This is a genomic window from Rhizobium favelukesii, assembly GCF_000577275.2.
In the GTDB taxonomy this organism is placed as follows: domain Bacteria; phylum Pseudomonadota; class Alphaproteobacteria; order Rhizobiales; family Rhizobiaceae; genus Rhizobium; species Rhizobium favelukesii.
In genome coordinates, this window is the sequence record NZ_HG916852.1 from 3,989,370 (window position 1) to 4,011,710 (window position 22,341).

The 22,341-nt window shown below is 61.5% G+C and carries 20 protein-coding genes and 1 riboswitch; of the genes, 13 read left to right on the plus strand and 7 right to left on the minus strand.

Going from position 1 to position 22,341, the window contains the following annotated elements; translation table 11 throughout:
• Positions 1–16: 16 nt before the first annotated feature.
• From LPU83_RS58255 to LPU83_RS58275, 5 genes are all read right to left on the minus strand, one after another.
• On the minus strand, positions 17–982 hold the full coding sequence (locus LPU83_RS58255) for a hydroxyacid dehydrogenase (protein ID WP_037070117.1): 966 nt from the start codon (positions 980–982) through the stop codon (positions 17–19).
• An 80-nt stretch (positions 983–1,062) separates the two neighbouring features.
• Positions 1,063–2,052: a 4-hydroxythreonine-4-phosphate dehydrogenase PdxA gene (gene pdxA / locus LPU83_RS58260; protein ID WP_024315349.1), complete on the minus strand. Its 990-nt coding sequence runs from the start codon at positions 2,050–2,052 to the stop codon at positions 1,063–1,065.
• 30 nt (positions 2,053–2,082) lie between these two features.
• Positions 2,083–3,216, minus strand: coding sequence for an iron-containing alcohol dehydrogenase (locus LPU83_RS58265; RefSeq protein WP_024315350.1), 1,134 nt, complete (start codon positions 3,214–3,216; stop codon positions 2,083–2,085).
• A 348-nt stretch (positions 3,217–3,564) separates the two neighbouring features.
• Entirely contained in the window at positions 3,565–4,752 is a 1,188-nt protein-coding gene (locus LPU83_RS58270; protein WP_024315351.1) for a sialidase family protein, read from the minus strand.
• Positions 4,749–5,669, minus strand: a complete 921-nt coding sequence (locus LPU83_RS58275; RefSeq protein ID WP_024315352.1) for a dihydrodipicolinate synthase family protein — start codon at positions 5,667–5,669, stop codon at positions 4,749–4,751. The genes LPU83_RS58270 and LPU83_RS58275 overlap by 4 nt, the downstream gene beginning before the upstream one ends.
• Positions 5,670–5,975: 306 nt before the next feature.
• Here LPU83_RS58275 and LPU83_RS58280 point away from each other — a divergent pair, with 306 nt between their 5' ends.
• From LPU83_RS58280 to LPU83_RS58340, 13 genes are all read left to right on the plus strand, one after another.
• Positions 5,976–7,625, plus strand: a complete 1,650-nt coding sequence (locus LPU83_RS58280; protein WP_024315353.1) for an ABC transporter substrate-binding protein — start codon at positions 5,976–5,978, stop codon at positions 7,623–7,625.
• A 143-nt stretch (positions 7,626–7,768) separates the two neighbouring features.
• A complete protein-coding gene (locus tag LPU83_RS58285) occupies positions 7,769–8,725 on the plus strand; it encodes an ABC transporter permease (RefSeq protein WP_024315354.1) in 957 nt (318 codons plus the stop codon).
• Between the two features lie 2 nt (positions 8,726–8,727).
• Positions 8,728–9,690, plus strand: coding sequence for an ABC transporter permease (locus LPU83_RS58290; RefSeq protein WP_024315355.1), 963 nt, complete (start codon positions 8,728–8,730; stop codon positions 9,688–9,690).
• Complete coding sequence (locus LPU83_RS58295; protein ID WP_024315356.1) at positions 9,690–10,697, plus strand: ABC transporter ATP-binding protein; 1,008 nt, start codon at positions 9,690–9,692, stop codon at positions 10,695–10,697. Before LPU83_RS58290 ends, LPU83_RS58295 begins: the two co-directional genes overlap by 1 nt.
• Positions 10,697–11,689, plus strand: coding sequence for an ABC transporter ATP-binding protein (locus tag LPU83_RS58300; protein WP_024315357.1), 993 nt, complete (start codon positions 10,697–10,699; stop codon positions 11,687–11,689). The genes LPU83_RS58295 and LPU83_RS58300 overlap by 1 nt, the downstream gene beginning before the upstream one ends.
• Positions 11,686–12,747 (plus strand): four-carbon acid sugar kinase family protein, encoded by a 1,062-nt coding sequence (locus tag LPU83_RS58305; protein ID WP_024315358.1) that lies wholly within the window; start codon positions 11,686–11,688, stop codon positions 12,745–12,747. The genes LPU83_RS58300 and LPU83_RS58305 overlap by 4 nt, the downstream gene beginning before the upstream one ends.
• A 25-nt stretch (positions 12,748–12,772) precedes the next feature.
• Positions 12,773–13,537, plus strand: coding sequence for a FadR/GntR family transcriptional regulator (locus LPU83_RS58310; RefSeq protein ID WP_024315359.1), 765 nt, complete (start codon positions 12,773–12,775; stop codon positions 13,535–13,537).
• A gap of 47 nt (positions 13,538–13,584) precedes the next feature.
• Positions 13,585–13,696: riboswitch (TPP riboswitch) on the plus strand.
• A gap of 92 nt (positions 13,697–13,788) precedes the next feature.
• Positions 13,789–15,615, plus strand: coding sequence for a phosphomethylpyrimidine synthase ThiC (gene thiC, locus LPU83_RS58315; protein WP_024315360.1), 1,827 nt, complete (start codon positions 13,789–13,791; stop codon positions 15,613–15,615).
• Position 15,616: 1 nt separating this feature from the next.
• Positions 15,617–16,591 carry a glycine oxidase ThiO gene (gene thiO, locus LPU83_RS58320; protein ID WP_024315361.1) on the plus strand — a complete coding sequence of 325 codons (975 nt, stop codon included), beginning with the start codon at positions 15,617–15,619 and terminating at the stop codon, positions 16,589–16,591.
• Entirely contained in the window at positions 16,588–16,785 is a 198-nt protein-coding gene (gene thiS / locus LPU83_RS58325) for a sulfur carrier protein ThiS (protein ID WP_024315362.1), read from the plus strand. The genes thiO and thiS overlap by 4 nt, the downstream gene beginning before the upstream one ends.
• Positions 16,786–16,788: 3 nt before the next feature.
• Positions 16,789–17,562 carry a thiazole synthase gene (locus LPU83_RS58330; protein ID WP_024315363.1) on the plus strand — a complete coding sequence of 258 codons (774 nt, stop codon included), beginning with the start codon at positions 16,789–16,791 and terminating at the stop codon, positions 17,560–17,562.
• Positions 17,559–18,188 carry a thiamine phosphate synthase gene (locus tag LPU83_RS58335; RefSeq protein ID WP_024315364.1) on the plus strand — a complete coding sequence of 210 codons (630 nt, stop codon included), beginning with the start codon at positions 17,559–17,561 and terminating at the stop codon, positions 18,186–18,188. Before LPU83_RS58330 ends, LPU83_RS58335 begins: the two co-directional genes overlap by 4 nt.
• 113 nt (positions 18,189–18,301) lie before the next feature.
• Positions 18,302–19,627: a glucoamylase family protein gene (locus LPU83_RS58340; protein ID WP_024315365.1), complete on the plus strand. Its 1,326-nt coding sequence runs from the start codon at positions 18,302–18,304 to the stop codon at positions 19,625–19,627.
• Here LPU83_RS58340 and LPU83_RS58345 read toward each other — a convergent pair whose 3' ends face one another.
• Both LPU83_RS58345 and LPU83_RS58350 read right to left on the minus strand, forming a co-directional pair.
• Positions 19,628–20,668, minus strand: a complete 1,041-nt coding sequence (locus tag LPU83_RS58345; protein ID WP_037070121.1) for an ABC transporter ATP-binding protein — start codon at positions 20,666–20,668, stop codon at positions 19,628–19,630.
• Positions 20,665–22,281, minus strand: coding sequence for an ABC transporter permease (locus LPU83_RS58350; RefSeq protein WP_051166673.1), 1,617 nt, complete (start codon positions 22,279–22,281; stop codon positions 20,665–20,667). Before LPU83_RS58350 ends, LPU83_RS58345 begins: the two co-directional genes overlap by 4 nt.
• Between the last annotated feature and the right edge of the window lie 60 nt (positions 22,282–22,341).

The following is a 22,341-nucleotide window of genomic DNA, read 5'->3' on the forward strand; positions in this document are numbered from 1 at the left end:
GCCGGCATCAGGCGGGTCAGCGCGCCAGAAAGCGGGGTTCAAGTGTCCGGCCGTCAAACGCCGCAAGCACGTTCTCGGCCGCCATGATCGAAACGGCGCGTTTCGCATCGAGCGTGACGCCGGCGACGTGCGGCGTCACCAAAGTGTTCGATAACTGGAACAAGGGATTGTCGATGCCGGGCGGCTCGACGGCGAAACTGTCCAACCCGGCGCCGGCGAGATGCCCTTCTTCAAGGGCGGCGATCAGCGCGTTCTCGTCGACGACTTCGCCGCGCGCCGTGTTGATCAGGAACGCGCCCTGCTTCATCAGCCCGATGCGGCGGGCGTCGATCAGGTTCTGCGTCTCCGACGTCAACGGACAGTGCAGGCTGACGATGTCGGAGTTCGCAAGCAGGGTATCGAGATCGGTTTCGCGGCAGACGCCATCGTGAAAGGCGCTGTCTGGCGTATGTGGATCGAAGGCCGATACGATCAGGCCGATGGCGCCCGCCATTCTGGCAAGCGTCTGACCGATGAAGCCGAAGCCTACAAGACCGAGCCGCTGGCCGCGCAGTTCGCGTCCCCTGTACTGGTTCTTGTCCCAGATGCCGTCCCGGATCAGCGCATCTTGGCGCGGCAGATCCTTGACCAGTGCCATGATCAGCGCAAGCGCATGTTCGGCAACCGAATGCCCGTTGCTGCCTGTGGTCATCGACACCGGAATGCCGAGCGCCGTGGCCGCTTTCACATCGATGTCGTTTGTTCCGACGCCATGCTTGGCGATATGCCGCAGCTTTCCGCCCGCTTGCATTTCCTCCGGCCCGAGAAGATCGGCGAGCAGGCGCACAATAACCGCATCCGGCTTGTAGGCCTTCATTATCTCGACAACGGCCTGTCGGTCGACATAGGGAGGGGTGGCGATGACGCTTGCTCCGGCTTCTTCCAGAAGGGCACGGCCTTCCGCCGCCAGCTCGCCACCGAGAATGACAACTGTCTTTTCCATCGCCCCATCTCCTTCAAAGAGCAAAGCGGATCGAGCGGCGCAATGCTGCGTCCTCGACGATGCGGATAGCTTTCGAGGCGCTAGGCCGCCTGCCGGCGCGGAGACCGCGCCATCAGCCGCGCATAGGCGATAGCCGAAAGCATATTCACGTGGTTGGCCTTGCCCGTGCCGGCGATATCGAAGGCCGTACCGTGGTCAACCGACACGCGATCGATCGGCAGGCCGAGCGAGACGTTGACCGCCGTGTCGAAGGCGATGAGCTTGATCGGGATGTGGCCCTGGTCGTGATACTGCGCAATGACGAGATCGAAGGCGCCGTTATAGGCACGCGCAAACACGGTATCGGCCGAGATCGGCCCCACGACATCGATGCCCTTCGCCCGCGCCAGTTCGACGGCCGGCGCCAGGAATTCGGTATCCTCGGTACCAAACAGACCGTTTTCGCCGCAATGCGGATTGAGGCCGGCGACCGCGATGCGCGCCTTCTTGCCAAGGCGCATGAAGTGATTGTGGCCTGCCTCAATCGTCGCTAGGACACGCTCGGTCCTGGCGCGCTCGATCGCCCCTTTGAGCGAGATATGAGTGGAAACGTGGATGGTATTCAGCCGCTCGGAGGCGAGCAGCATAAAGGAACTCTTCGAACCCGTCAGGTGCGCCAGAAGGCCGGTATGGCCATCATAGTGGTGACCGGCAAGGTTCATCGCTTCCTTGTTGATCGGAGCCGTGACGATGACATCGGCATCGCCGGACGTCGCAAGATCGACGGCGCGACTGATGTAGCGCACCGAGGCATCGCCCGCGACCGGGCTGACCTTACCGATCTCAGGCAGCGGCGCGCCAAGCTCCACTTCGTCGACCGCGATTTTGCCGGCGCCGGCCGTATCTGCCGGCGCAAAGGAAAGTCCGGTTGCCGCAGCGCGATTGGCGCGCTCCAGCGCCTCGGTATTGCCGACGATGACGAAATCGCGCCGCTCCTGCTCCGGCATCGTGGCCAGCGCCTTGACGATCACCTCGGGGCCGACGCCTGCCGGATCGCCGAGCGTCACGGCGACTTTCGCATTCCTGTCCATCACTCACGGTCCTCTTTGGCAAAGCGCACTTTAAAAGGCGGCTTCATAGATCGAGCGGATATCGGCGCGCGACAGGTCGCGCGGATTATTGTCGAGCAGACGACGGATGGCAAAGGCATCATCAGCCATTGCATCCAGATCGCCTTCCGGCACGCCGAGACCGGAGAGCTTCATTTCAATCCCGAGTTCGGCGCAGAAGGAATAGGCGGCATCGAATACAGATTCGATATTGTCCGAAGTCTTGCGGCCAAGCGCTGCCATGACGGCACTAGTCTTTTCAGGCACCGCCGGCGTGTTGAATGCGAGGACATGCGGGAAGATCAGCGCGTTTGCCGCACCATGCGCCACATGCCAGCGAGTCCCAAGCGGATAGGCGAGCGCGTGGCCGCCAGCGGTGTTGACCGGGCCGAGACAGAAACCGCCATAGAGGGAGGCGAGTGACAGGCCGGCGCGCGCTTCAGCGTCGGACCCATCCTTGACGGCGCGGGCCAGATATTTTCCGACCAACCGTGTACCCTCGATTGCGTAGAGGTCGACCATGGGATGCGCCTTGCGATTGGTGAACGCCTCGACACAATGCGCCATGGCATCGACACCCGTCGCTGCGGTCGTGCGCGCAGGCACGCTGAAGGTCAGCGCCGGATCGACGACCGCGATATCGGCCAACATATGCATGCTCTCGACGGCAAGCTTGGCCATCGTCTTCGGATCGGTGACGAGGGCTCGGATGCCCGCCTCGCTGCCGGTGCCGGACGTCGTCGGCACCTGCGCCAGCGCAACGCGGCGCGGCCTCTTGACCTTGTTCGGTCCGACAACTTCATGCAGCGTCTGCGACGAACCGGAAAGGACGGCGGCAAGTTTCGCAAGATCCATGGCACTGCCGCCGCCGAAGCCGACGACAAGCTGGGCATCCGCCGCGTTTGCCGCCCCCAACACCTTGTCGAGATTGGCCGTATCCGGCTCGGGCGTTACATCGGCAAACACCGTGATTTCACCCTTGAGCGCCAGCGCATCGACGCGCGTTGCGTTGAAGGCGTCGGAAATGACGAGGATTCTGACATAGCCTTTCTCGCTCGCCCACTTGCCGAGGCGCTCCGCCGTGCCGATGCCGAACTCGATCAGGTGTGGTCGGACGATTGTTATAGGCGAATCCAAGCTGACCACTGGACGACTCCTCCCTGCAAATGCTGCGGCATCTCGGCCACTAAGATGTAAATTTGTTATACAATGCCGCCACCTTTGGCAAGCAGCGACATCACCCACATGGGAAAAAATTGCGTTTCGGCTGATCGTGCCGCGCATAGAGCAAGGCCAAATACTCGGTCATATATTTGATATTAAACGCTAAAATAGTAGGCACGGTCGTCTGACCATCGTGATATCAGGCTGGCGCCTCCATTGTCAGGAAAGCGATATGAAGTTGTCAAAACAGTTGTTTAAAGCCGACGCAACCGCCTCTTCTGAGCGCCGCGCCGGCTCTAGAATGTTCACAACTGACGACCTATGAAGGCGTCACGCAATCGCGTTAGCCGAAAGCCGGACGTATTTTATGGTTCGGCGGTAGTAGGTGTAGGCGATGTGCACGGCACCATCGGCCCCCTGGACGATCGAAGGGTAGGAAAACTCGCGATTGACCGAGTCCTTCGAGTTGTTGCTGAGGCAATATCCATCGCCGGTATCGAGGTCGATGCGGCGGGGGAAACTGGCGCCGCCATCACTGGAGAAGGCGAGGCTGAGTGGCGCGCGAGGCACGCCCCAGACTGCCTTACGGCGCTCGATCGTCGGCGCCGGCGCCACCTTGATATCCTCGTCACCGTCGATCTCGTCGTAAAGGGACTGGCGCCGGGCATCCGACATCGAGGCATTGGAATGGTTGTAAACCATCGCGATCACGTCGTTTTTTAGTCTTGTCGCCTGGATCGACGAGTTGTTGTTCGGCAGATCGATGGGCTGAGGCGCGCTCCAACGCTCACCGCCATCGCTCGAGCGGCTGGACAGAACCGATTCAGAGAAACGGTTGCGGTAGAAGGAGACAAGGTTGTCGCCGTCGAGCGGCACGATGTTCATGTGAACCGCCCCAACGCTATCTGGGACCTCAGTGAGGGCCCAACTCTTGCCCTGATCGCGCGAGATCAGCACGCCTGCCGTATCCACGTCGCCTGTCCAGCGCTCGCCGGGCAAACCGATGCAGCGAAAGATCGGCAGGAGCCAGATACCGCTTCTGTTGACGAGGATCGGCTGGCGCACAAACGTGCCCGGGATATCACAGAGAACGCGCACCCCTCCGAACGTTTTACCGCCGTCGCCCGAGATCCGGCATTTGACAACAGAGCCATCCTGATTGCCCGAGGTCTGCGAGGTGTAAAGCAGCCAGACCTTTCCGTCTGGCGCATTGAAAATCAGGGGATTTTGCTCTGATTTCGCCGGATCGTCGGACATTTTCTCCGGCTGCGACCAACGCGTTGCTCCAGGGGCGAGCCGCGACATGTAAATGGAAATGTCGCCCATCCCCTCCATCGTGCCGCCGAACCAGACGCAGGTCAGCGTGCCCTCGGGCAAAAAGGCGAGATTGGCTGCGTGGTTCTGGATGCACGGAGAGGGAAGGTAGGCATCTGCGCGCCCATTCTCGCTTGCATTCTCAACGACCTCGCCGGTCATCAGCGCCGGCACAGCCTCGGGTGGCAAACCTGTAAAGCTCACGGTCGCGCTCCTTGCGGCAGCTTGGCGTAGGCTTGGGAAAGTGCGGCATGGTCGGCATCGCTGATCGGCATCAGCGGTGCGCGCGTGCGCTTCCAAGCAGCATTGCCGGTCTTGAGGCCGACCATGGCCTTGATCGTCGGGATTTGCACGTAGGAATTGGAGAGGGTTCGGTAGACATTGATGCGAACCTGAGCGGCCTCGACCTCGCCAGCGTGCGCCTCGTCGTGCACCTTTTCGTAAACGGTGCGCAGCGAGTCCGCGACGAGATTGGAGGTTGCCGTGATGCAGCCCGCACCTCCCGCCTTCAACAGTGGCAGGAGCAGCGGATCGGCGCCCGCCAACACGGAGAAGCCCGGATAAGCCGCGATGATTGCCTGCATGTTGTTGAAATCTCCTGCAGATTCCTTGATTCCTACCACCGTGTCGGGGAAGGCTTCGATCAACCTGCCGATCAACGGAATGGAAAGCGGAACGCCGGAGACCTGCGGGATGTGATAGAGAACGACCTGCAGCCGGTTGTCGGCGACCTTTTCGAGAACTTGCGAGTAGGCGGCAAATAGCCCGTCGTCGGATACGCCCTTGTAGTAGAAGGGCGGCAGCATCACGACCTTCGTCACGCCGAGGGACAGAGCGTGCTTGGTCAGCTCCACCGTTTCCGGAATGGCGACAACGCCGGTTCCGGGGAGCAGCTTGTCAGCCGGCACACCTGCCTTGAGCGCCGCCTCTAGAATCGCCCGGCGCTCGCCGGAGGAAAAGGAATTTGCTTCGCCCGTCGTGCCAAGCAAGGCGACACCGTGGCAACCTTCCTGCAGCAGACGCCGGCAGTGCTCGGTGAACAGGCCAAGGTCCGGGCTGTTATCCGCATTGAGCGGCGTTGCGGCCGCGCTGAATACGCCTGTAATCTTGTGATCGCTCATATCGTCCTCCTCGGATGAACGCCGCATAGCTGGCGGCAAAGGCGGGAATCCAGGCCCGCGAGATGCGGTTTTCTTCGTCTCCACAAGAGGTGTTGTCAATATGACAATACGAGGCAGTAGCCACTTCATTTTTTAAGCTACGGAAAATATTGATAAAAATATTTCAGAATTTTCCAAAACCAACACATAGATTAATTTCTGTTGACATATTTACATTATCGAGCGAGTGTCTGCGCCATGTCGTGACGCACTTTCGGGATAGAGTGGAAAGTGGAGACGCCATCAATTTTGCCATGGGAGGACAACATGACTGATCGCAATGAAGAAAAATCTGCGCAGGGAACGCAGATGTCGCGCCGCGAGGCATTGAAGCTCGGCCTCGCTGCCGGTGTCGGCCTCACCGTATTCGGGATGAACGCCCGTATCGTGTTCGCCGATGAAGGACAGGTTCTCAAGGCCGCGCATCCGGCGTTCGACCAGGACTGGTCGCCGCTGCGTGGCGGCGGACGTCCTTTCCGCTGGAACTCGATCTGGTGGGCTTCGCCGATGTATTTCGACAGCGAAGGCAAGATCAAGCCATATGTCTTCACCAGCTGGGAATCCTCCGACAACAAGGTCTGGACCTTCAAGATCGATCCGAAGGCCGTCTTCTCCGATGGCAGCAAGATCACCTCGGCCGACGTCAAGGGCTCATGGGAAGTCGCGTCCATGCCGAACACCAAGAGCCTGCGCGCCGATCAGGTGCTGAGCAAGGTTCAGGGTTACAAGGAAATCAGCGGCGGCTCGGGCGACGAACTGACGGGCGTTGCTACGCCTGATGAGGGCACTGTTGTCGTGACCCTGACGGATGTCGATCCAATCTTCTTCATGCGCCTTGCCAACCATATCGCTCCGATCACCAAGGCAGCGCAGTCGCGCGGCAGCGATGGCGAGGAAGTCGCCGATTGGTACAAGCCCGACAGCAGCCCGGTGTTCTCCGGCCCGTTCAAGCTGACCAGCCTCGATATCGATGCCGGCAAGTTGGTATTCGAGCCGAACGAGAACTTTTTCGGGCCGAAGCCGAAGCTCGCCCGTATCGAGATCACATCGGTGGAAGACAACGTCACTGCGACCTCGCTGATCAACTCGGGCGAGTTCAACGCCCACACCGAGCTTGTGACCTCCACCATCATCCAGGATCTCGGTCCCGAATTCTCCTCCGGCCCGCTGATCCCGACCAGCCAGCACTTCTGGTTCAACATCAGCCGCGCTCCGATGGACGATCCGAAGGTTCGCCAGGCGCTGATCATGGCGATCGATCGCGACGGCCTGTTCAAGGCATCCTATCCGGATGGACCGCACAAGAAGGCTGATCAGATTCTCAATTCCGTCCCCGGCGCCGACAATTCCGGCTTCGAGCCCTACCCCTACGATCCGGCAGCGGCCAAGAAGTTGCTTGCCGAATCCAGCTACGGTGGTCCCGAGCGCCTGCCGAAGATCCTCTTTGTCGGCATCTCGGCCCCGGCCATCGAAGCCGCAGCCCAGTTCATCGCCGAACAGTGGCGCCAGAACCTCGGCATCACCGCCGTCGACATGAAGCCGCAGCAGGACTCCTATGCCGGTCCTGACCAGAACGCGGTCCAGATCTTCCGCGATGACGTTGGCACACGCGTACCTGACGCCGCCTCCTATCTCGCCGGCTGCATCGCCTCGACCTCGTCGAATGCACAAAACAAGCTTGGCGGATACAAGAACGACAAGGTTGATGCCGCCCTTGCCGAAGCGGCCACGAAGCCGGCTGACGACCCGCAGCGCATCAAGCTAGCGCAGGATGCCCAGAAGGCATTCCGCGACGATTGGGCCTTCATTCCGTGGTATTCTCAGGCGATGTCGCGCTGGGCCACCAAGGAGGTCAAGGGCATGGAAAAGAACCTCGACTGGCAGGTCGTGGCGCCCTGGGACATCTCGGTCGGCTGAGCCGCCGTCCGAAAATAGCCTCCGGGCATTTGGCAAAACCGCGCGAAGACCGCAAGGCCTTCGCGCAAGTTTCAAGAGGAGACGGCATCTCTGCGGGGACGACCCGAATACGGAGCCATGCCGACAACAGGTGGGAGGTAACCTTGTTACGCTACGTGCTAACCCGGTTTGCCATCTGGATTCCGTCCGTCCTGATAGTCATGCTGGCCGTGTATGCGCTGGCCTTCTACGGCGCCGGCGATCCGATCAAGCTGATCTTTCTGCGCGCACCCGGCGACGTTGCCTATAATCCCGAGCGCATCGAAGCGATCCGCGAAAGCGCCGGCCTGAATAAGCCGTTCATCGTGCAGTTCGGCCTTTATATCTGGAACCTGCTGCATGGCCAATTCGGCAACTCGCTGACCTCGGGCCGGTCGGTCTGGGCCATGGTTTCGGCTGCTGCGCCGGTGTCCTTCCAACTGGCGCTCGGTTCCATCATCTTGACCGCCGTCGTCGCCATTCCGCTCGGCATGATCGCAGCGCTGAACCAGAACACGAGGCTCGATTACACGATCCTTGGCAGCGCGCTCTTCCTGTGGGCGATCCCGGCCTACGTCGCTGGTCCGCTGCTCATGGTCGCCCTGATCGTGCTGTTGCCGATGATCAAGGTGCCCTACGGCTGGGGCGGCGTCTTTGACGTACGTATCATCTTGCCGCTGATCGTGCTGTCGTTCCAGCCGATCGCGCTCATCGTGCGCCAGACGCGTGCGGCGGTCATCGAGGTTCTCTCGGAGGACTTTGTACGCACTGCCCGCGCCAAGGGCGTTCCGGAAATCGTGGTGGCTCTGCGCCACATTCTACGCCCGGTGTTGACGCCTGTCGTGACCCAGCTCGGCCTGATCATGATTACCATCGTCAACGGCGCGATCTTTGTCGAACTCGTTTTCGGTCTGCCAGGCCTCGGACGCCTCACCGTTCAGGCGCTGACCAACTCGGACTATCCCGTCATTCTGGCAATCACGCTGATCGGATCCTTCCTGGTCATGGCCTCGAACCTCTTGGTCGACGTGCTCTATCCGCTGCTTGATCCGCGCGCCAATGATGCAAGAAGGAGCCGCTGACCATGTCCGCCGTCCCTCTCTCCACGATCGAAGCCACCCAGGAAGAACCCCCGGTCAACCTGTGGCGCGACGCCTGGCATCGCCTGAAGCGCAACAAGCTTGCCCTGTTCGGCTTGATTGTCGTCCTGACCCTCGGCTTCACCGCGATCTTTGGTCCGTACCTGGCGCCTTACGATTATCTGAGCCAGGATCTGCAGGCGCGAAACGCCGTTCCCTCGCTGCACCATCTTTTCGGCACGGACGATCTCGGCCGCGACGTCTTCAGCCGCGTCGTCTTCGGCACGCGCACGGCTTTCCTGGTTGCGATCGTCGTGACCTTGATCGCCGTTGCGATCGGTCTCGTGCTTGGAGCCATTGCCGGTTTCTTCGGCAATCCATTTGACAGCGCCATCATGTGGCTGACGGATGTGACCATGTCGGTGCCGAACCTGCTGCTCGTTGTCGTTATCAATGCGTCCCTGAAGACACCGATCGCGAAATGGATGGAGGCCCAGTATATGGCAACCCTCAATCCATTCTATCGCCAGACGATATGGGTGGATTTCTTCCTGGTCTTCGGCTCGATGGCGCTTATCTCCTGGCCGCCGTATGCGCGCTTGGTGCGCGCCCAGGTGCTGTCGATCCGCAGCCGCCCCTATATCACCGCGGCCCAGGCTCTCGGCCTGTCCAACTGGGTCATCATGAAGCGTTACGTGGTACCGAACGCGCTTGGACCGCTGATCGTTTCCGTCAGCGCTGGTCTCGGCACCGCGATGGTTCTAGAAAGCGCCTTCAGCTTCCTCGGCGTCGGCGTCAATCCGCCGACTCCGAGCTGGGGCAACATGATTTCGGACGGTCTACGCGTCTGGCAGCATTACCCCCATCTCCTCGCCGCACCGGCAGCCGTTCTCGGCCTTGCCTCGGTTGCCTTCAGCTTCCTCGGCGATGGCCTCAACGACGCACTCAATCCGCGGGGCAGCAAGTGATGAACACGACCAAATCCAGTGAACGACTGCTCGATGTCCGCGGCCTCACCGTCGAAATCGACGGACGCAACGGCCCTGCCGTTGTCGTCGACGGGATCGACCTTCATGTCAATAAGGGCGAGACGCTCGGCGTCGTCGGCGAGTCCGGCTGTGGCAAGAGTCTGACGATGCTGAGCCTGATGCGGCTCCTGCCCAACAAGATCAAGGTCAGCAAAGGCTCGGCCAGCTTCGACGGCAATGACTTGCAGAAGATGTCGAACAGGGAACTACGCAAGGTGCGCGGCGGTGATATCGGGTTCGTCTTCCAGGATCCGATGACCTCGCTAAACCCGGTCATGCGGGTCGGCGACCAGATCTGCGAGCCACTGATCTATCATCGCAGGATGAGCAAGGCGCAGGCCCGCGCACGTGCCGTCGAACTGCTGCGTCTCGTCGGCATTCCCGGTCCGCAAGAGCGGCTGCAGGCCTATCCGCACGAACTGTCTGGCGGTATGCGCCAGCGCGTCATGATCGCCATTGGCCTTGCCTGCAATCCGAAGCTCCTGATCGCCGACGAACCGACGACGGCGCTCGACGTCACCATCCAGGCCCAGATCGTCGATCTCGTGAAGGATCTGCGCGCCAAGCTCGGCATGTCGGTGGTGTGGATCACTCATGACCTGGCGCTGATCGCCGGTCTCGTCGATCGCGTCGCCGTGCTTTACGCTGGCACCGTTGTCGAGGATGCGCCGGTCGATGAACTCTACGCTCGCCCGAGCCATCCCTACACGCGCGGTCTCTTGGCCTCGATCCCGAAGCTGTCGGATGCACCGGCAAGCCGGCTGAGCTCGATCGGCGGGACACCGCCCGAACCGGGTCGCCGGCCGAAGGGCTGCCCCTTTGCGCCGCGTTGTCCGCTGGCGGAAGCAATTTGCCACGAGCGCGTACCGAAGCTCGAGCCGCTGGCCGGCGCCGGAAATCACCGGGCCGCCTGTTTTGTCGTCCAGAAAATGCAGGAGGCTGCGTGATGGGTGCCCAACCGCTGCTCAGGGTCGAGAACCTCGTCAAGCATTTCCACGTCAAGCTCGGCGCCTTCGGCGAACGCTCGGCGACGGTCTATGCGCTCGACAACGTCAATCTCGATATCATGGAAGGCGAGACGCTGAGCCTCGTCGGGGAATCCGGCTGCGGCAAGTCGACGACCGGCTTCACCATCCTCAACCTCTACAAGGCAACCAGCGGCAAGGTCGTCTACAAGGGCCAGGATCTGGCAACGCTGGACGAGAAGCAGATGCGGCCCTTCCGCCGCGACCTGCAGATCGTCTTCCAGGATCCCTATTCGACACTCAACCCGCGCATGACGATCGGTGAGGCGATTGGAGAGCCGATCCTGTTCCACAAGCTCTGCACCAAGGCGGAACTGAAGGACAGGGTCGCGACACTGCTGACCGACGTCGGCCTGTCGACCCGCTTTGCCCAGCGCTATCCGCACGAGCTTTCCGGCGGCCAACGGCAGCGTGTCGTCATCGCCCGCGCGCTCGCCTGCCAGCCCAAGTTCATCGTCTGCGACGAAGCGATCTCCGCACTCGACGTCTCCATTCAGGCGCAGATCATCAACCTTTTGCTCGACCTGCAGGAAAAATATGGCCTGACCTACCTGTTCATCGCCCACGATCTGGCCGTCGTTCGCCATATCAGCACCCGTGTCGGCGTGATGTATCTCGGCCGTCTGGCGGAGCTTGCGACCCGCGAGGAGCTGTTCGACAACCCGCTGCATCCCTACACCAAGGCGCTGCTGTCGGCCGTTCCGGACACCGATCCGGCGCTGGAGCGCAGCCGCAAGCGCCAGATCCTGCAGGGTGACGTGCCAAGTCCGCTCAATCCACCGACCGGCTGCCGCTTCCATACGCGATGCCCAATCGCCATGGAGGTTTGCAGCAGGGCGGTTCCGGAATGGAAGGCAGCCAAGCCCGGCCATCTCGTCGCCTGCCACGCGGTCAACACAGGACAAACCACATGACGTTGAAGGTCGCGATCATCGCTGACGATCTGACCGGCGCACTCGACACGGGAACCCCCTTTGTCGATGCCGGGCTTTCCGTCGCTGTCGCGATCGAGGTCGAAGCCATATCGGATGCGCTTGTGACCGGTTGCGAGGTCGTCGTGGTCAACACGGCCTCAAGAGCTCTCCCGGAGGAGGAAGCGGCAGGAAGGGTCAGCGCTGCGGCGAAGGCCCTTCTTGCCGCCTCGCCTCAGATCGTTCTGAAAAAGATAGACTCCCGTCTCAAGGGGAATGTTGCAGCAGAAAGCGCAGCTATTGCCGCCATCTTCGGCCACGAGGCAATCGTCGTGGCACCAGCCATCCCCGATCAAGAGCGCTTGACCCGCAACGGCCATGTCGTCGGCCGTGGCGTCAACGAGCCCGTACCGATTGCCGATCTCTTCAAGACAACCGACAGCCAGGTCCTCGTTTGCGACGCCGAGAGTGATAGCGATCTCGACCGGCTGATCGGCAAGCACGACTGGAAGATCACACTTGTCGTTGGCGCGCGCGGCGTCGGAGCTGCGCTTGCTCGCAAGATCGGCAGGGCCAACAAAGCAGGCCGACCCTTTGCGGCATTAAATCGGACAGTTTTCGCCGTCGGCTCCCGCGACCCGATCACGGCCGCACAAATGACCAAGCTGGAGGCTTCCGGTGTCCTGACCTCGGCCATTGATGCTCCCGCGGGAGTGCTACCGGACGAACAATCGTTAGGCCTGCCGGTGCTTCTGCGCTGTACAGGCAAAGTCACGGGCGAGACCGCGGCAGTTGCCGACCGGTTCGCGAAAGGCGTAAAGTCGATCATAGATGCGACGCGCCCGGAGATGCTGATGGTTGGCGGTGGCGATACGGCGCTGGCAGTTTTTCGCGAGCTCGGAATTCGGATCCTGAGGCCGCAGGGCGAAATCGAGGCGGGCATTCCGTGGTTTGACGTCGCAACCGCCGATGGCCTGCGTTTCCGCTGCGCAGTGAAGTCCGGGGGCTTCGGTAATTCTGATAGTTTGATAAGACTGATTGCACAGAATCAGGCGGCATAGGACAATGCCGACGGGGAGAATGAAGGTGGACGAAGCAAACGGTGTATCGGCGAATGCGCAAGCGGCGCCTGCGACAAAGCCGGAGCGCGGTAAGGCCGTCAAGCTGGTCGATCGGGTGTTCGATCAGTTGCAAGAGCGCATTCGCTCGGGAAACTATCCGCCGGATTCACGACTTCCCGGTGAGCACGAGCTTGCATCGATGCTTGGCGTCTCGCGCCCCATCGTGCGCGACGCGTTGGCACGCTTGCGCGATCAGGGCATCGTCTACGCCAGGCAAGGTGCCGGCACCTTCGTCAGCGCTCATGGCTCGCCGACGACGCAGCTTTCCTATTCGCCGGTCAAGACGATCGCCGATATTCAGCGCTGCTACGAGTTTCGCCTGACGATCGAGCCTGCTGCCGCCTATTTTGCTGCCAAGCGCCGCGACGAGGCGGCGATTCAGAAGATTGCAGCTGCTCTCGCCGATCTCCGTGAGGCGACCAGCCACCAGCTTCATCGCACTGACGCCGACTTCACGTTCCATCGCGCGGTCACGGAAGCCGCCAACAACCACTACTACACGGCCTCGATCGATGCCCTGAAAGCGCATATCGCGGTCGGCATGCATCTTCACGGTCTGTCTCTGCTTGGCCCGCGCCAAGGTCTTGAGCAGGTCTACGAAGAACACAACAAGATCTACCTCGCCATCGTCGAAGGTCGCGCGGAAGACGCGCGGGCGCTGATGAAGGCGCATCTCGAGGGCTCGCAGAGCCGTCTCTTCGAAGGCCGCGCGCTGGACCTTTCGATGTAGCCTACGCGGTCGGCTTGACAGCTTTGCTACTCTGGTTCTAACCTTTTCGCATTCACCAGGGGGGTCCCGGCAAGGGGCTGAGATACTGCTATCGCACGCAGTGACCCGTTGAACCTGATCCAGTTCATACTGGCGTAGGGACGGTGCAAGCGCTCGAAGGCATTGGATTCTCGCGAGGAAACCGTGTCGGCGTCTTTTCATCATTCCGGCTGAGGACTGGGTCTCCAAACGCAAACTTGGAGCCTCAAACCATGAATATTGCCGCAAAGAATATCACCCCGACCGTTACGACAGGCCCATTGCCGGCCTCTCGAAAAATCTACATTCCCGGAGAAATCCACCCTGATGTCCGCGTCCCGATGCGCGAGATCAGCGTTCACCCGACATCGGGCGAACCGCCGGTCACGGTCTATGATTCCTCGGGCATCTATACCGTCGAAGGTGCCGACATCCGCATCGAGCAGGGACTTCCAGAACTGCGCCGCGGCTGGGTGGTCGCCCGCGGTGACGTCGAAGCCTATCAGGGCCGCCGGGTCCGCCCCGAAGACAACGGCTTTGCCAGCGGCGAACGGCTGACACCGGAATTTCCCGGCAAGCGCCAGCCGTTCCGCGCAAGGGACGGCAAGGCCGTGACCCAGCTCGCCTATGCGCGCGCCGGCATTATCACGCCGGAGATGGAATTCATCGCGATCCGCGAGAACCTTGGCCGCAAGGCGCAGGCGGAGGCTATCACGCGCGACGGCGAAAGCTTCGGCGCCCGGATTCCGGATCACGTAACCCCGGAATTCGTCCGGCAGGAGATTGCCGCCGGCCGCGCGATCATCCCCGCCAACATCAATCATCCCGAATCCGAACCGATGATCATCGGCCGGAACTTCCTGGTGAAGATCAACGCCAATATCGGCAACTCCGCCGTCACGTCTTCCATGGCCGAAGAGGTCGAGAAGATGGTCTGGGCTGCCCGCTGGGGCGCCGACACAGTCATGGATCTCTCCACCGGCCGTAACATCCACAACATCCGCGAATGGATCATCCGCAACTCGCCACTGCCGATCGGTACCGTTCCACTCTATCAGGCGCTTGAGAAGGTCGAGGGCATTGCCGAGAACCTGACCTGGGAAGTCTATCGCGACACCCTGATCGAGCAGGCCGAGCAGGGGGTCGACTACTTCACCATTCACGCCGGCGTGCGGCTGCACTACATTCCGCTCACCGTCAACCGCGTCACCGGCATCGTCTCGCGCGGTGGCTCGATCATGGCCAAGTGGTGTCTTCATCACCACCGCGAAAGTTTCCTCTACGAGCATTTCGAGGAGATCTGCGACATCTGCCGCGCCTATGACGTCTCCTTCTCGCTCGGCGACGGCCTGCGTCCGGGCTCGATTGCCGACGCCAACGACGCGGCACAGTTCGCAGAGCTGGAAACGCTCGGCGAACTGACGAAGATCGCTTGGGCCAAGGACTGCCAGGTCATGATCGAAGGACCCGGACACGTGCCGATGCACAAGATCAAGGAGAACATGGACAAGCAGCTCGCCGTCTGCGGCGAGGCGCCCTTCTATACGCTGGGACCGCTGACCACCGACATCGCACCCGGCTACGACCACATCACCTCGGGCATCGGTGCTGCGATGATCGGCTGGTTCGGCACGGCGATGCTCTGCTACGTCACCCCGAAGGAGCATCTTGGTCTACCCGACCGCAACGACGTGAAGACCGGCGTCATCACCTACAAGATCGCTGCCCACGCCGCCGATCTCGCCAAGGGGCACCCGGCCGCTCAATTGCGCGACGACGCCCTGTCGCGCGCGCGCTTCGAATTCCGATGGGAGGACCAGTTCAACCTCGCGCTGGACCCCGAAACCGCCCGCAGCTTCCACGACGAGACGCTGCCGAAGGAAGCGCATAAGGTGGCGCACTTCTGCTCCATGTGCGGCCCGAAGTTCTGCTCGATGCGGATCTCGCACGACATCCGTGCCGAGGCGCAGAAGGAAGGGCTCGACGCGATGGCAGCGAAATACCGCGAGGGCGGCGATCTCTACATGCCAATCGAAGCCGTCGAACAATCGGGCGACTGATATGCATGTGCTTGTCAAAGGGGCCGGCGTTGCCGGCCTCGTCGTCGCCCACGAACTCAGCCTTCGCGGTGCCGATGCGACGGTCATTGATCCCGCTAAAGGTTCCAGGCAGGCAGCCTCCTGGCTCGCGGGCGGCATGCTCGCGCCCTGGTGCGAGCGCGAAAGTGCCGAGGAAGCCGTATTGCTGCGAGGCCGCGATGCTCCCGACCGGTGGGACATGATGCTGCCGGGGGAGGTACACCGAAACGGAACGCTGGTGGTTGCTCCCGCCCGCGACCAGAGCGAGCTCAATCGCTTCGCCGGTCGCACAAGCGGCCATAGATGGTTGGATGAAGAAAATATCGCCTCATTGGAGCCAGCTCTGGCAGGGCGCTTCAGGCGCGGCCTTTTCTTCCCACTGGAAGGACACCTCAATCCAAGGCGAGTCTTGGGTCTGCTGCGAGAAAAACTTGTCGATCGGCGTATAGCATTCATCGAGCGAGTGGCCGAAGAGACCGACTACGACGACATCGTGGATTGCACTGGCGCCGCGCGGATCGGGCAGACGAGCGGACTTCGCGGCGTTCGCGGCGAAATGCTTTATCTGGAAACCGGCGAGGTTACCCTCACCAGACCCGTTCGCCTGCTGCATCCCCGCTTCCCTGTCTATATCGTTCCGCGCGGAGATGGCCTTTTCATGGTGGGTGCCACCATGATCGAGACGGAGTTCGACGGTCCGATCTCGGCGCGTTCGATGATGGAGTTGTTGAACGCCGCCTATGCAGTGCATCCTGCCTTCGCGGATGCTGCCGTGGTCGAAACCGGCGTGGGAATCCGGCCGGCATTCGCCGACAATTTTCCCCGCGCGACCCGCGAGCGCGGTGCAGTCGTGCTCAACGGCCTCTATCGCCACGGCTTCCTGCTTGCACCGGCAATGGCGCAGGAAGCCGTTGACCTTGTCTTCTCCAGAACTGAACCAGGAGGAAATAGCCGATGAAACTGATCGTCAACGGCGAGCATCACGACCTCATTGCAGCAACGTTGTCGCAACTGCTGACGCTGATGGAATACGAGGGCGAATGGTTGGCGACCGCCGTCAACGGCGAAATCGTCCACCGCGAGGACCGTGTCGACCACGCGCTCAACGACAATGACAGGATCGAAATCTTGTCACCGATGCAGGGCGGCTGAATGATGCAGAAGCTCTATAACACTGAGGTGTCGTCCCGCTTGCTTCTTGGCAGCGCGCGATACCCTTCGCCCGCGATCCTAGCGGAGGCCGTCAAACGATCAGAAACGGAGATTGTCACTGTCTCGTTGCGCCGAGAGACCGCTGGCGGGCATAGCGGCGGCGCCTTCTTCGAACTGATCCGGGCGCTCGGCGTCCGCGTGCTACCGAACACAGCCGGGTGCCATGGGGTCTCCGAGGCCGTGTTGACAGCCCAGATGGCGCGAGAGCTGTTTGGCACCAGCTGGATCAAACTGGAGGTGATCGGCAATCACGATACGCTTCAGCCTGATGTCTTCGGACTGGTCGAGGCAGCGCGTATCCTCTCCAGCGAAGGCTTTCAGGTTTTTCCCTACACAACCGATGACCTTGTGGTCGCCGAGAGGCTGCTCGAAGCGGGATGCCGGGTGTTGATGCCCTGGTGTGCCCCGATCGGCAGCGCCGCGGGACCGCTCAACCTTTCGGCGCTGCGTTCGATGCGCGCGCATTTTCCCGACATCCCATTAATCGTCGACGCCGGCATCGGCCGGCCTTCGCACGCGGCAACCGTCATGGAACTCGGCTTCGATGCGGTCCTCTTGAACACCGCCGTTGCCAGCGCCGGCGACCCGGTTGCCATGGCCGGCGCATTCGCCAAGGCGATCGAGGCGGGCCGGCAAGCGTTCAGCGCCGGCTTGCTGGAGCCGCGCGATGTCGCAGTCCCGTCGACACCTGTCATTGGAAAGGCCGTCTTCGCATGAAACTCGATCCCTTCTATCTCATCGTCGACAGCGCCGATTGGATCGCGCGGCTCGTGCCCCTCGGCGTCAGGCTCGTGCAGTTGCGGATCAAGAACAAAGCGCCCGCGCAGTTGCGGGCTGAAATCCGCACCGCGAAAGCGATTTGCGCATTGAACGACTGCCAGCTGATCGTAAACGACTACTGGCAGCTCGCCATCGAAGAAGCGTGCGCTTTCGTTCACCTCGGCCAGGAGGACCTGGAAATGGCCGACCTCGGCGCGATTCGTGCCGCCGGCCTGAAGCTCGGGCTGTCGACCCACGACGATGCCGAACTCGAAACAGCAAAGGCAGCAAAGCCAGACTATATCGCGCTCGGCCCGATCTATCCGACCATTCTCAAGCAGATGAAATGGTCGCCGCAAGGACCGGAACGCCTGCGCACATGGAAGGCGCACGTCGGCGATCTGCCGCTCGTCGCCATTGGTGGGCTGAACGTCGATCGAATCGAGGGCGTTCTGTCTCAAGGCGCCGACAGTGCTGCTGTCGTGACCGACATCACCTTGAACCCCGATCCCGAGGCGCGAACACGCCAGTGGCTCGCTGCCACCGCACCCTGGCGAACGGTGGAAATGCCATTGGGTGAGTAGCAGAGCCGGGCGGCCAAGGGACGTGCTGTCGCATGCCTTCAAAAACGATTGATTTGCGCGTCATGCTCCACCATTTTGAACGGGGGCTAGACAACAAGTTGGGTTTGGCACGTATGTTACAACGGACCGAGGAATCGGATGTCGCGCTGATCGACAGGCTTCAGCGGGGCGCATTCAATTATTTCCCGAAGCATTACAATCCCGAAAACGGACTTGTTGCGGATACTTCAGTCGCGGGCGTCCCCTGCAGTATCGCTGCGGTCGGCTTTGCCTTGTCGTCCTATACCGTCGCGGTCGAGCGCGGCTGGATGGAGCGCGCCGACGCGATAGAGCGCACGCTGAAGACACTTTGCTTCTTTGCCAACGGTCACCAGGGTCGTGAGCGACACGCGATCGGCTATCGCGGCTTCTTCTATCACTTCCTGCACATGGACACCGGCCATCGTGCCTGGAACAGCGAGCTGTCGACCATCGACACCACGCTCCTGGTTACGGGCATGTTGACCGCTGCGGCCTATTTCGATCGCAATACCGAAGCCGAGATCGAAATCCGCAGACTCGCAAGCTTGGTCTATGAGAGGATCGACTGGCACTGGGCTCTCAACAAGGGCGAGACGGTCTGCATGGGCTGGAAGCCAGGCAGTGGCTTCCTGCGTTGGCGCTGGCAAGGCTACGACGAAGCGGTCCTGCTTTATACGCTGGCGCTTGCCTCCCCGACGCATCCAATCCCGGCGGCGAGCTATGATGCCTTCACCGCGAGCTATTCGTGGATGCTGTTCGGCGAACAACCTTATGTCTATGCCGGCCCGCTCTTCATTCACTTCTTCTCACATGCCTGGATTGATTTCCGCGGAATCCAGGACAAGGCGATGGCCGATCGCAACTGGGACTATTTCCGCAACACGCAGGTATCGATCGCCGTGCAGCGGGACTACGCGGAGCGCAATCCCGGGCACTTTGTCGGCTACAACAAGGACATCTGGGGCCTGTCTGCCTCGGATGGCCCGCCGCCGACCCGCAACATGCGTGGCGGTCGCCACCCGCGCGTGCTCGGCTATGCCGCCCGCGGCGCGCCGCTGGGACCCGATGACGGCACGATTGCACCCTGGGCAGCGCTTGCCTCGCTCCCGTATGACCGCCAGGCTTCGCTCGATGGCCTTCGTGCCCTTATGTCCACTTACCCGAACCTGCTCCATGAGGATCGTTTTCCCGATGGGTTCAATCCGACCGTGAAGACCAAGCGACCTGAGGGCTGGGTCGACGACCGCTGCGTCGGTATCGATCAGGGACTTCTTGTGATGACGATCGAAAATGATCGATCCGATTTCATATGGGGTCTCATGCGGTGCTCACCGGTGATCCGGCGCGGTCTCGAGCGCGCTGGTTTTACCGGCGGCTGGCTGTCGGAAGACGAAAGCGCCGAACGGAAAATCGCCTGATCAGCGGTTGCCGAAAACATGCGCCTTGCCGGCGATATCGAGACGAACGCGGTCGCCCTGTGACGGAAGTGCGACGCTCGAGGTCTTGATCATGATCGGCGGCAGGGCGACGCCTTCGAGTGACACAGCGACGGTGCAGGTCGCTCCACCGAATTCCACTTCGACGACCCGTCCGCGATAGGTCTGCTCGCTTTGATCAGGAACGACCCTGATCTGTTCAGGCCGCAACATGATCTCAACCTTGCCCTGATGACCGCCATCGACCGCGACACGGCCGAGCGCGCAATCGGCAAAGCCGTTGCGAGCGACTGCCGGGAGCATCACCGCGTCGCCGAGGAACAGGGCTGTCTCTCGATCGAGGGGCTGCAGGTAAACCGATTGCGGCGAGCCGGCCTGGATCAATCGCCCTTCCCGCAGGACGGCAACCTGATCGGCAAAGGAGAGCGCCTCCGCCTGATCGTGCGTGACGAGGATCGCCGTGATGCCTGCGGACTGAAGAACGCGTGCCACGGCCTTCCGCATATTCTCGCGCAGACCTGTATCGAGTGCCGAAAACGGTTCATCGAGCAACATCAAGCGCGGCTTGCGGCCGAGCGCGCGGGCAAGCGCCACACGCTGTTGCTGGCCGCCGGAAAGCTGGTGCGGCCGGCGGGTCAGCATGTTGCGGTCAAGCTCGACCATATCAAGCAGGTCGATAATGCGTCGCTCGCGATCGGGCGCGCCGCGCTCGAAGCCAAAGCCGATATTGTCGGCAACACTCAGATGTGGGAACAGCGCGCCGTCCTGCGACACGATGCCGATGCCTCGCTTATGCGCGGGCACTGCTACGGGACCATCGGCCAGAAGCTCGCCGTCGAGCGTCACTTGGCCGCCATCGGGCTGCTCAAAACCGGCGATGATGCGCAGCAGCGTGGTCTTGCCCGACCCTGAAGGCCCGACGACGGCAGTGCGGCTGCCTGCGGCAACATCGAGTGAAATATTCTGCAATGCCTGGACATGCCCGTAGCGCTTGCTGATGCGATCGATCGTAAGCAGCGTCATTGTCCGGCTGTCCGTTTCGATTGGGCATAGAGAAGAAGGGTGAGCGGCAGCGATAGCACGACCATCATGAATGCGTAAGGCGCCGCCGCCACGTAGTCGATTTCGCTGGTCAGCGACCAGAACTTCGTCGCAAGCGTCTCGACACCGTTCGGCGCCAGCATCAATGTCGCGGTGAGCTCGTTCGTGATGCCGAGACCGACAAGTGCGACGCTGGCGGCTGCACCCGGCGCGGCAAGCCGCATGGTGATCTGCCTCACGGCCTGGGCAGGCGTGCGGCCAAGCCCCATTGCCGCACGCTCAAGCTCCACGGGCGCCTGAGCGATGCTGGCGCGGAGACCCACCATGGCACGCGGCAGGAACAGCAGTATGTAAGCAACAATAAGGGTCGCAAAGGTTTGATAGAGCGGCAGAACAAGACGGACCGTAATCGTCACCAGCGCGAGCGCAACGACCACACCCGGCAACGAGCCGACATAGTAGTGGCAGGCCTCGAGCAGGCGCTGAAGACGCCCCGGCGCACGCACGGAGAGCCAGGCCATCGGTGCGGCGGCAATCGTGGCGAGCACGCCACCGGCAATGGCAAGAACGATGGTTTGTGCGAACGCATTGCCGACCGTGTCGACATGCCAGACCTCAAGCCCGCCGAGATAGAGCCACCGCACCAGCGTTACGAGGGGGACGCCGAGCGTCAAGGCCGCCAGTCCCAGCTGCAGCACGATGGCCGGCACGACGAACCAGCCGAGCCGACGACGATCCGCCGGCCGGGCTGAGCCGGATCCGACCCGGGCATATCGTTCATTGCCGCGCAACAGGATTTCGAGACCAAGCAGAAACAGGCAGCAGCAGACAAGAACACCGCCCAGCATGTTGGCGGCCGGGCTGTTGTAGGCGGATTGGAACTGGTCGACGATCGCGGTGGCGAACGTGTCGAAACGGATCATCACGTAAAGACCGTATTCCGACAGCAGGTGCAGCCCGATCAGCAGCGAGCCTCCGCAGATGGAGAAGCGCAATTGCGGCAGGATGGTACGGAAGAACAAACGCCAAGGCCCGAGCCCGAGGGAAGCGGCTGCATCCTCGATGGCAGGATCAAGCCGGCGCAAGGCAGCGGCGACCGGGAGGTAGAGAAATGGAAAATAGGCAAGTACGGAAACGAATATGCCGCTCTGCAGCCCGCGCATGCCGGGGACAAGGCTGATCCAGGCGTAACTATGGACGAAGGCCGGCACCGCGAGCGGCGCAACCGCTAACCACGACCAGAGCCGTGCGAAGGGTATATCCGTCCGTTCGACCAGCCAGGCAAGCGTCACGGCAAAGACGATCGACAGCGGAATGGTAAAGGCTTCCAGCAGCACTGTGTTGACGAGCAGTTCGCCAACGCGCGCGCGAAACACCAGCTCCTTGACGGTCTGCCAGCCGACATCAAAGGTTATCCAACCGATGAAACCAAGCGGCACCAGACTGAACAACGCTACGACGGAGGCAAACAGGATAACGGAAAGGTGGGGCAACCGCGCCCGCAGCCGATCCATTCCCGCCACCGGCCGAGCGATCGGCCCTTCATGGCCGGGAGCAAGCAATCTGTTGTCCTGCAGCAAGGCCGCCGCCTTCATACGCTGAAAAAGGAAGGCAACCGCCTTGAAAGGCGGTTGCCGATTTCGGCATGCCCTACG

What these genes read in the sequence shown, in the direction of transcription:
- LPU83_RS58255 (WP_037070117.1), bottom strand. Translation starts at nt 982, where the DNA reads ATGGAAAAGACAGTTGTCATTCTCGGTGGCGAGCTGGCGGCGGAAGGC.
- pdxA (WP_024315349.1), bottom strand. Translation starts at nt 2,052, where the DNA reads ATGGACAGGAATGCGAAAGTCGCCGTGACGCTCGGCGATCCGGCAGGC.
- LPU83_RS58275 (WP_024315352.1), bottom strand. Translation starts at nt 5,669, where the DNA reads ATGAGCGATCACAAGATTACAGGCGTATTCAGCGCGGCCGCAACGCCG.
- LPU83_RS58280 (WP_024315353.1), top strand. Translation starts at nt 5,976, where the DNA reads ATGACTGATCGCAATGAAGAAAAATCTGCGCAGGGAACGCAGATGTCG.
- LPU83_RS58290 (WP_024315355.1), top strand. Translation starts at nt 8,728, where the DNA reads ATGTCCGCCGTCCCTCTCTCCACGATCGAAGCCACCCAGGAAGAACCC.
- LPU83_RS58295 (WP_024315356.1), top strand. Translation starts at nt 9,690, where the DNA reads ATGAACACGACCAAATCCAGTGAACGACTGCTCGATGTCCGCGGCCTC.
- LPU83_RS58300 (WP_024315357.1), top strand. Translation starts at nt 10,697, where the DNA reads ATGGGTGCCCAACCGCTGCTCAGGGTCGAGAACCTCGTCAAGCATTTC.
- LPU83_RS58305 (WP_024315358.1), top strand. Translation starts at nt 11,686, where the DNA reads ATGACGTTGAAGGTCGCGATCATCGCTGACGATCTGACCGGCGCACTC.
- thiC (WP_024315360.1), top strand. Translation starts at nt 13,789, where the DNA reads ATGAATATTGCCGCAAAGAATATCACCCCGACCGTTACGACAGGCCCA.
- thiO (WP_024315361.1), top strand. Translation starts at nt 15,617, where the DNA reads ATGCATGTGCTTGTCAAAGGGGCCGGCGTTGCCGGCCTCGTCGTCGCC.
- thiS (WP_024315362.1), top strand. Translation starts at nt 16,588, where the DNA reads ATGAAACTGATCGTCAACGGCGAGCATCACGACCTCATTGCAGCAACG.
- LPU83_RS58330 (WP_024315363.1), top strand. Translation starts at nt 16,789, where the DNA reads ATGCAGAAGCTCTATAACACTGAGGTGTCGTCCCGCTTGCTTCTTGGC.
- LPU83_RS58335 (WP_024315364.1), top strand. Translation starts at nt 17,559, where the DNA reads ATGAAACTCGATCCCTTCTATCTCATCGTCGACAGCGCCGATTGGATC.
- LPU83_RS58340 (WP_024315365.1), top strand. Translation starts at nt 18,302, where the DNA reads ATGTTACAACGGACCGAGGAATCGGATGTCGCGCTGATCGACAGGCTT.
- LPU83_RS58345 (WP_037070121.1), bottom strand. Translation starts at nt 20,668, where the DNA reads ATGACGCTGCTTACGATCGATCGCATCAGCAAGCGCTACGGGCATGTC.
- LPU83_RS58350 (WP_051166673.1), bottom strand. Translation starts at nt 22,281, where the DNA reads ATGAAGGCGGCGGCCTTGCTGCAGGACAACAGATTGCTTGCTCCCGGC.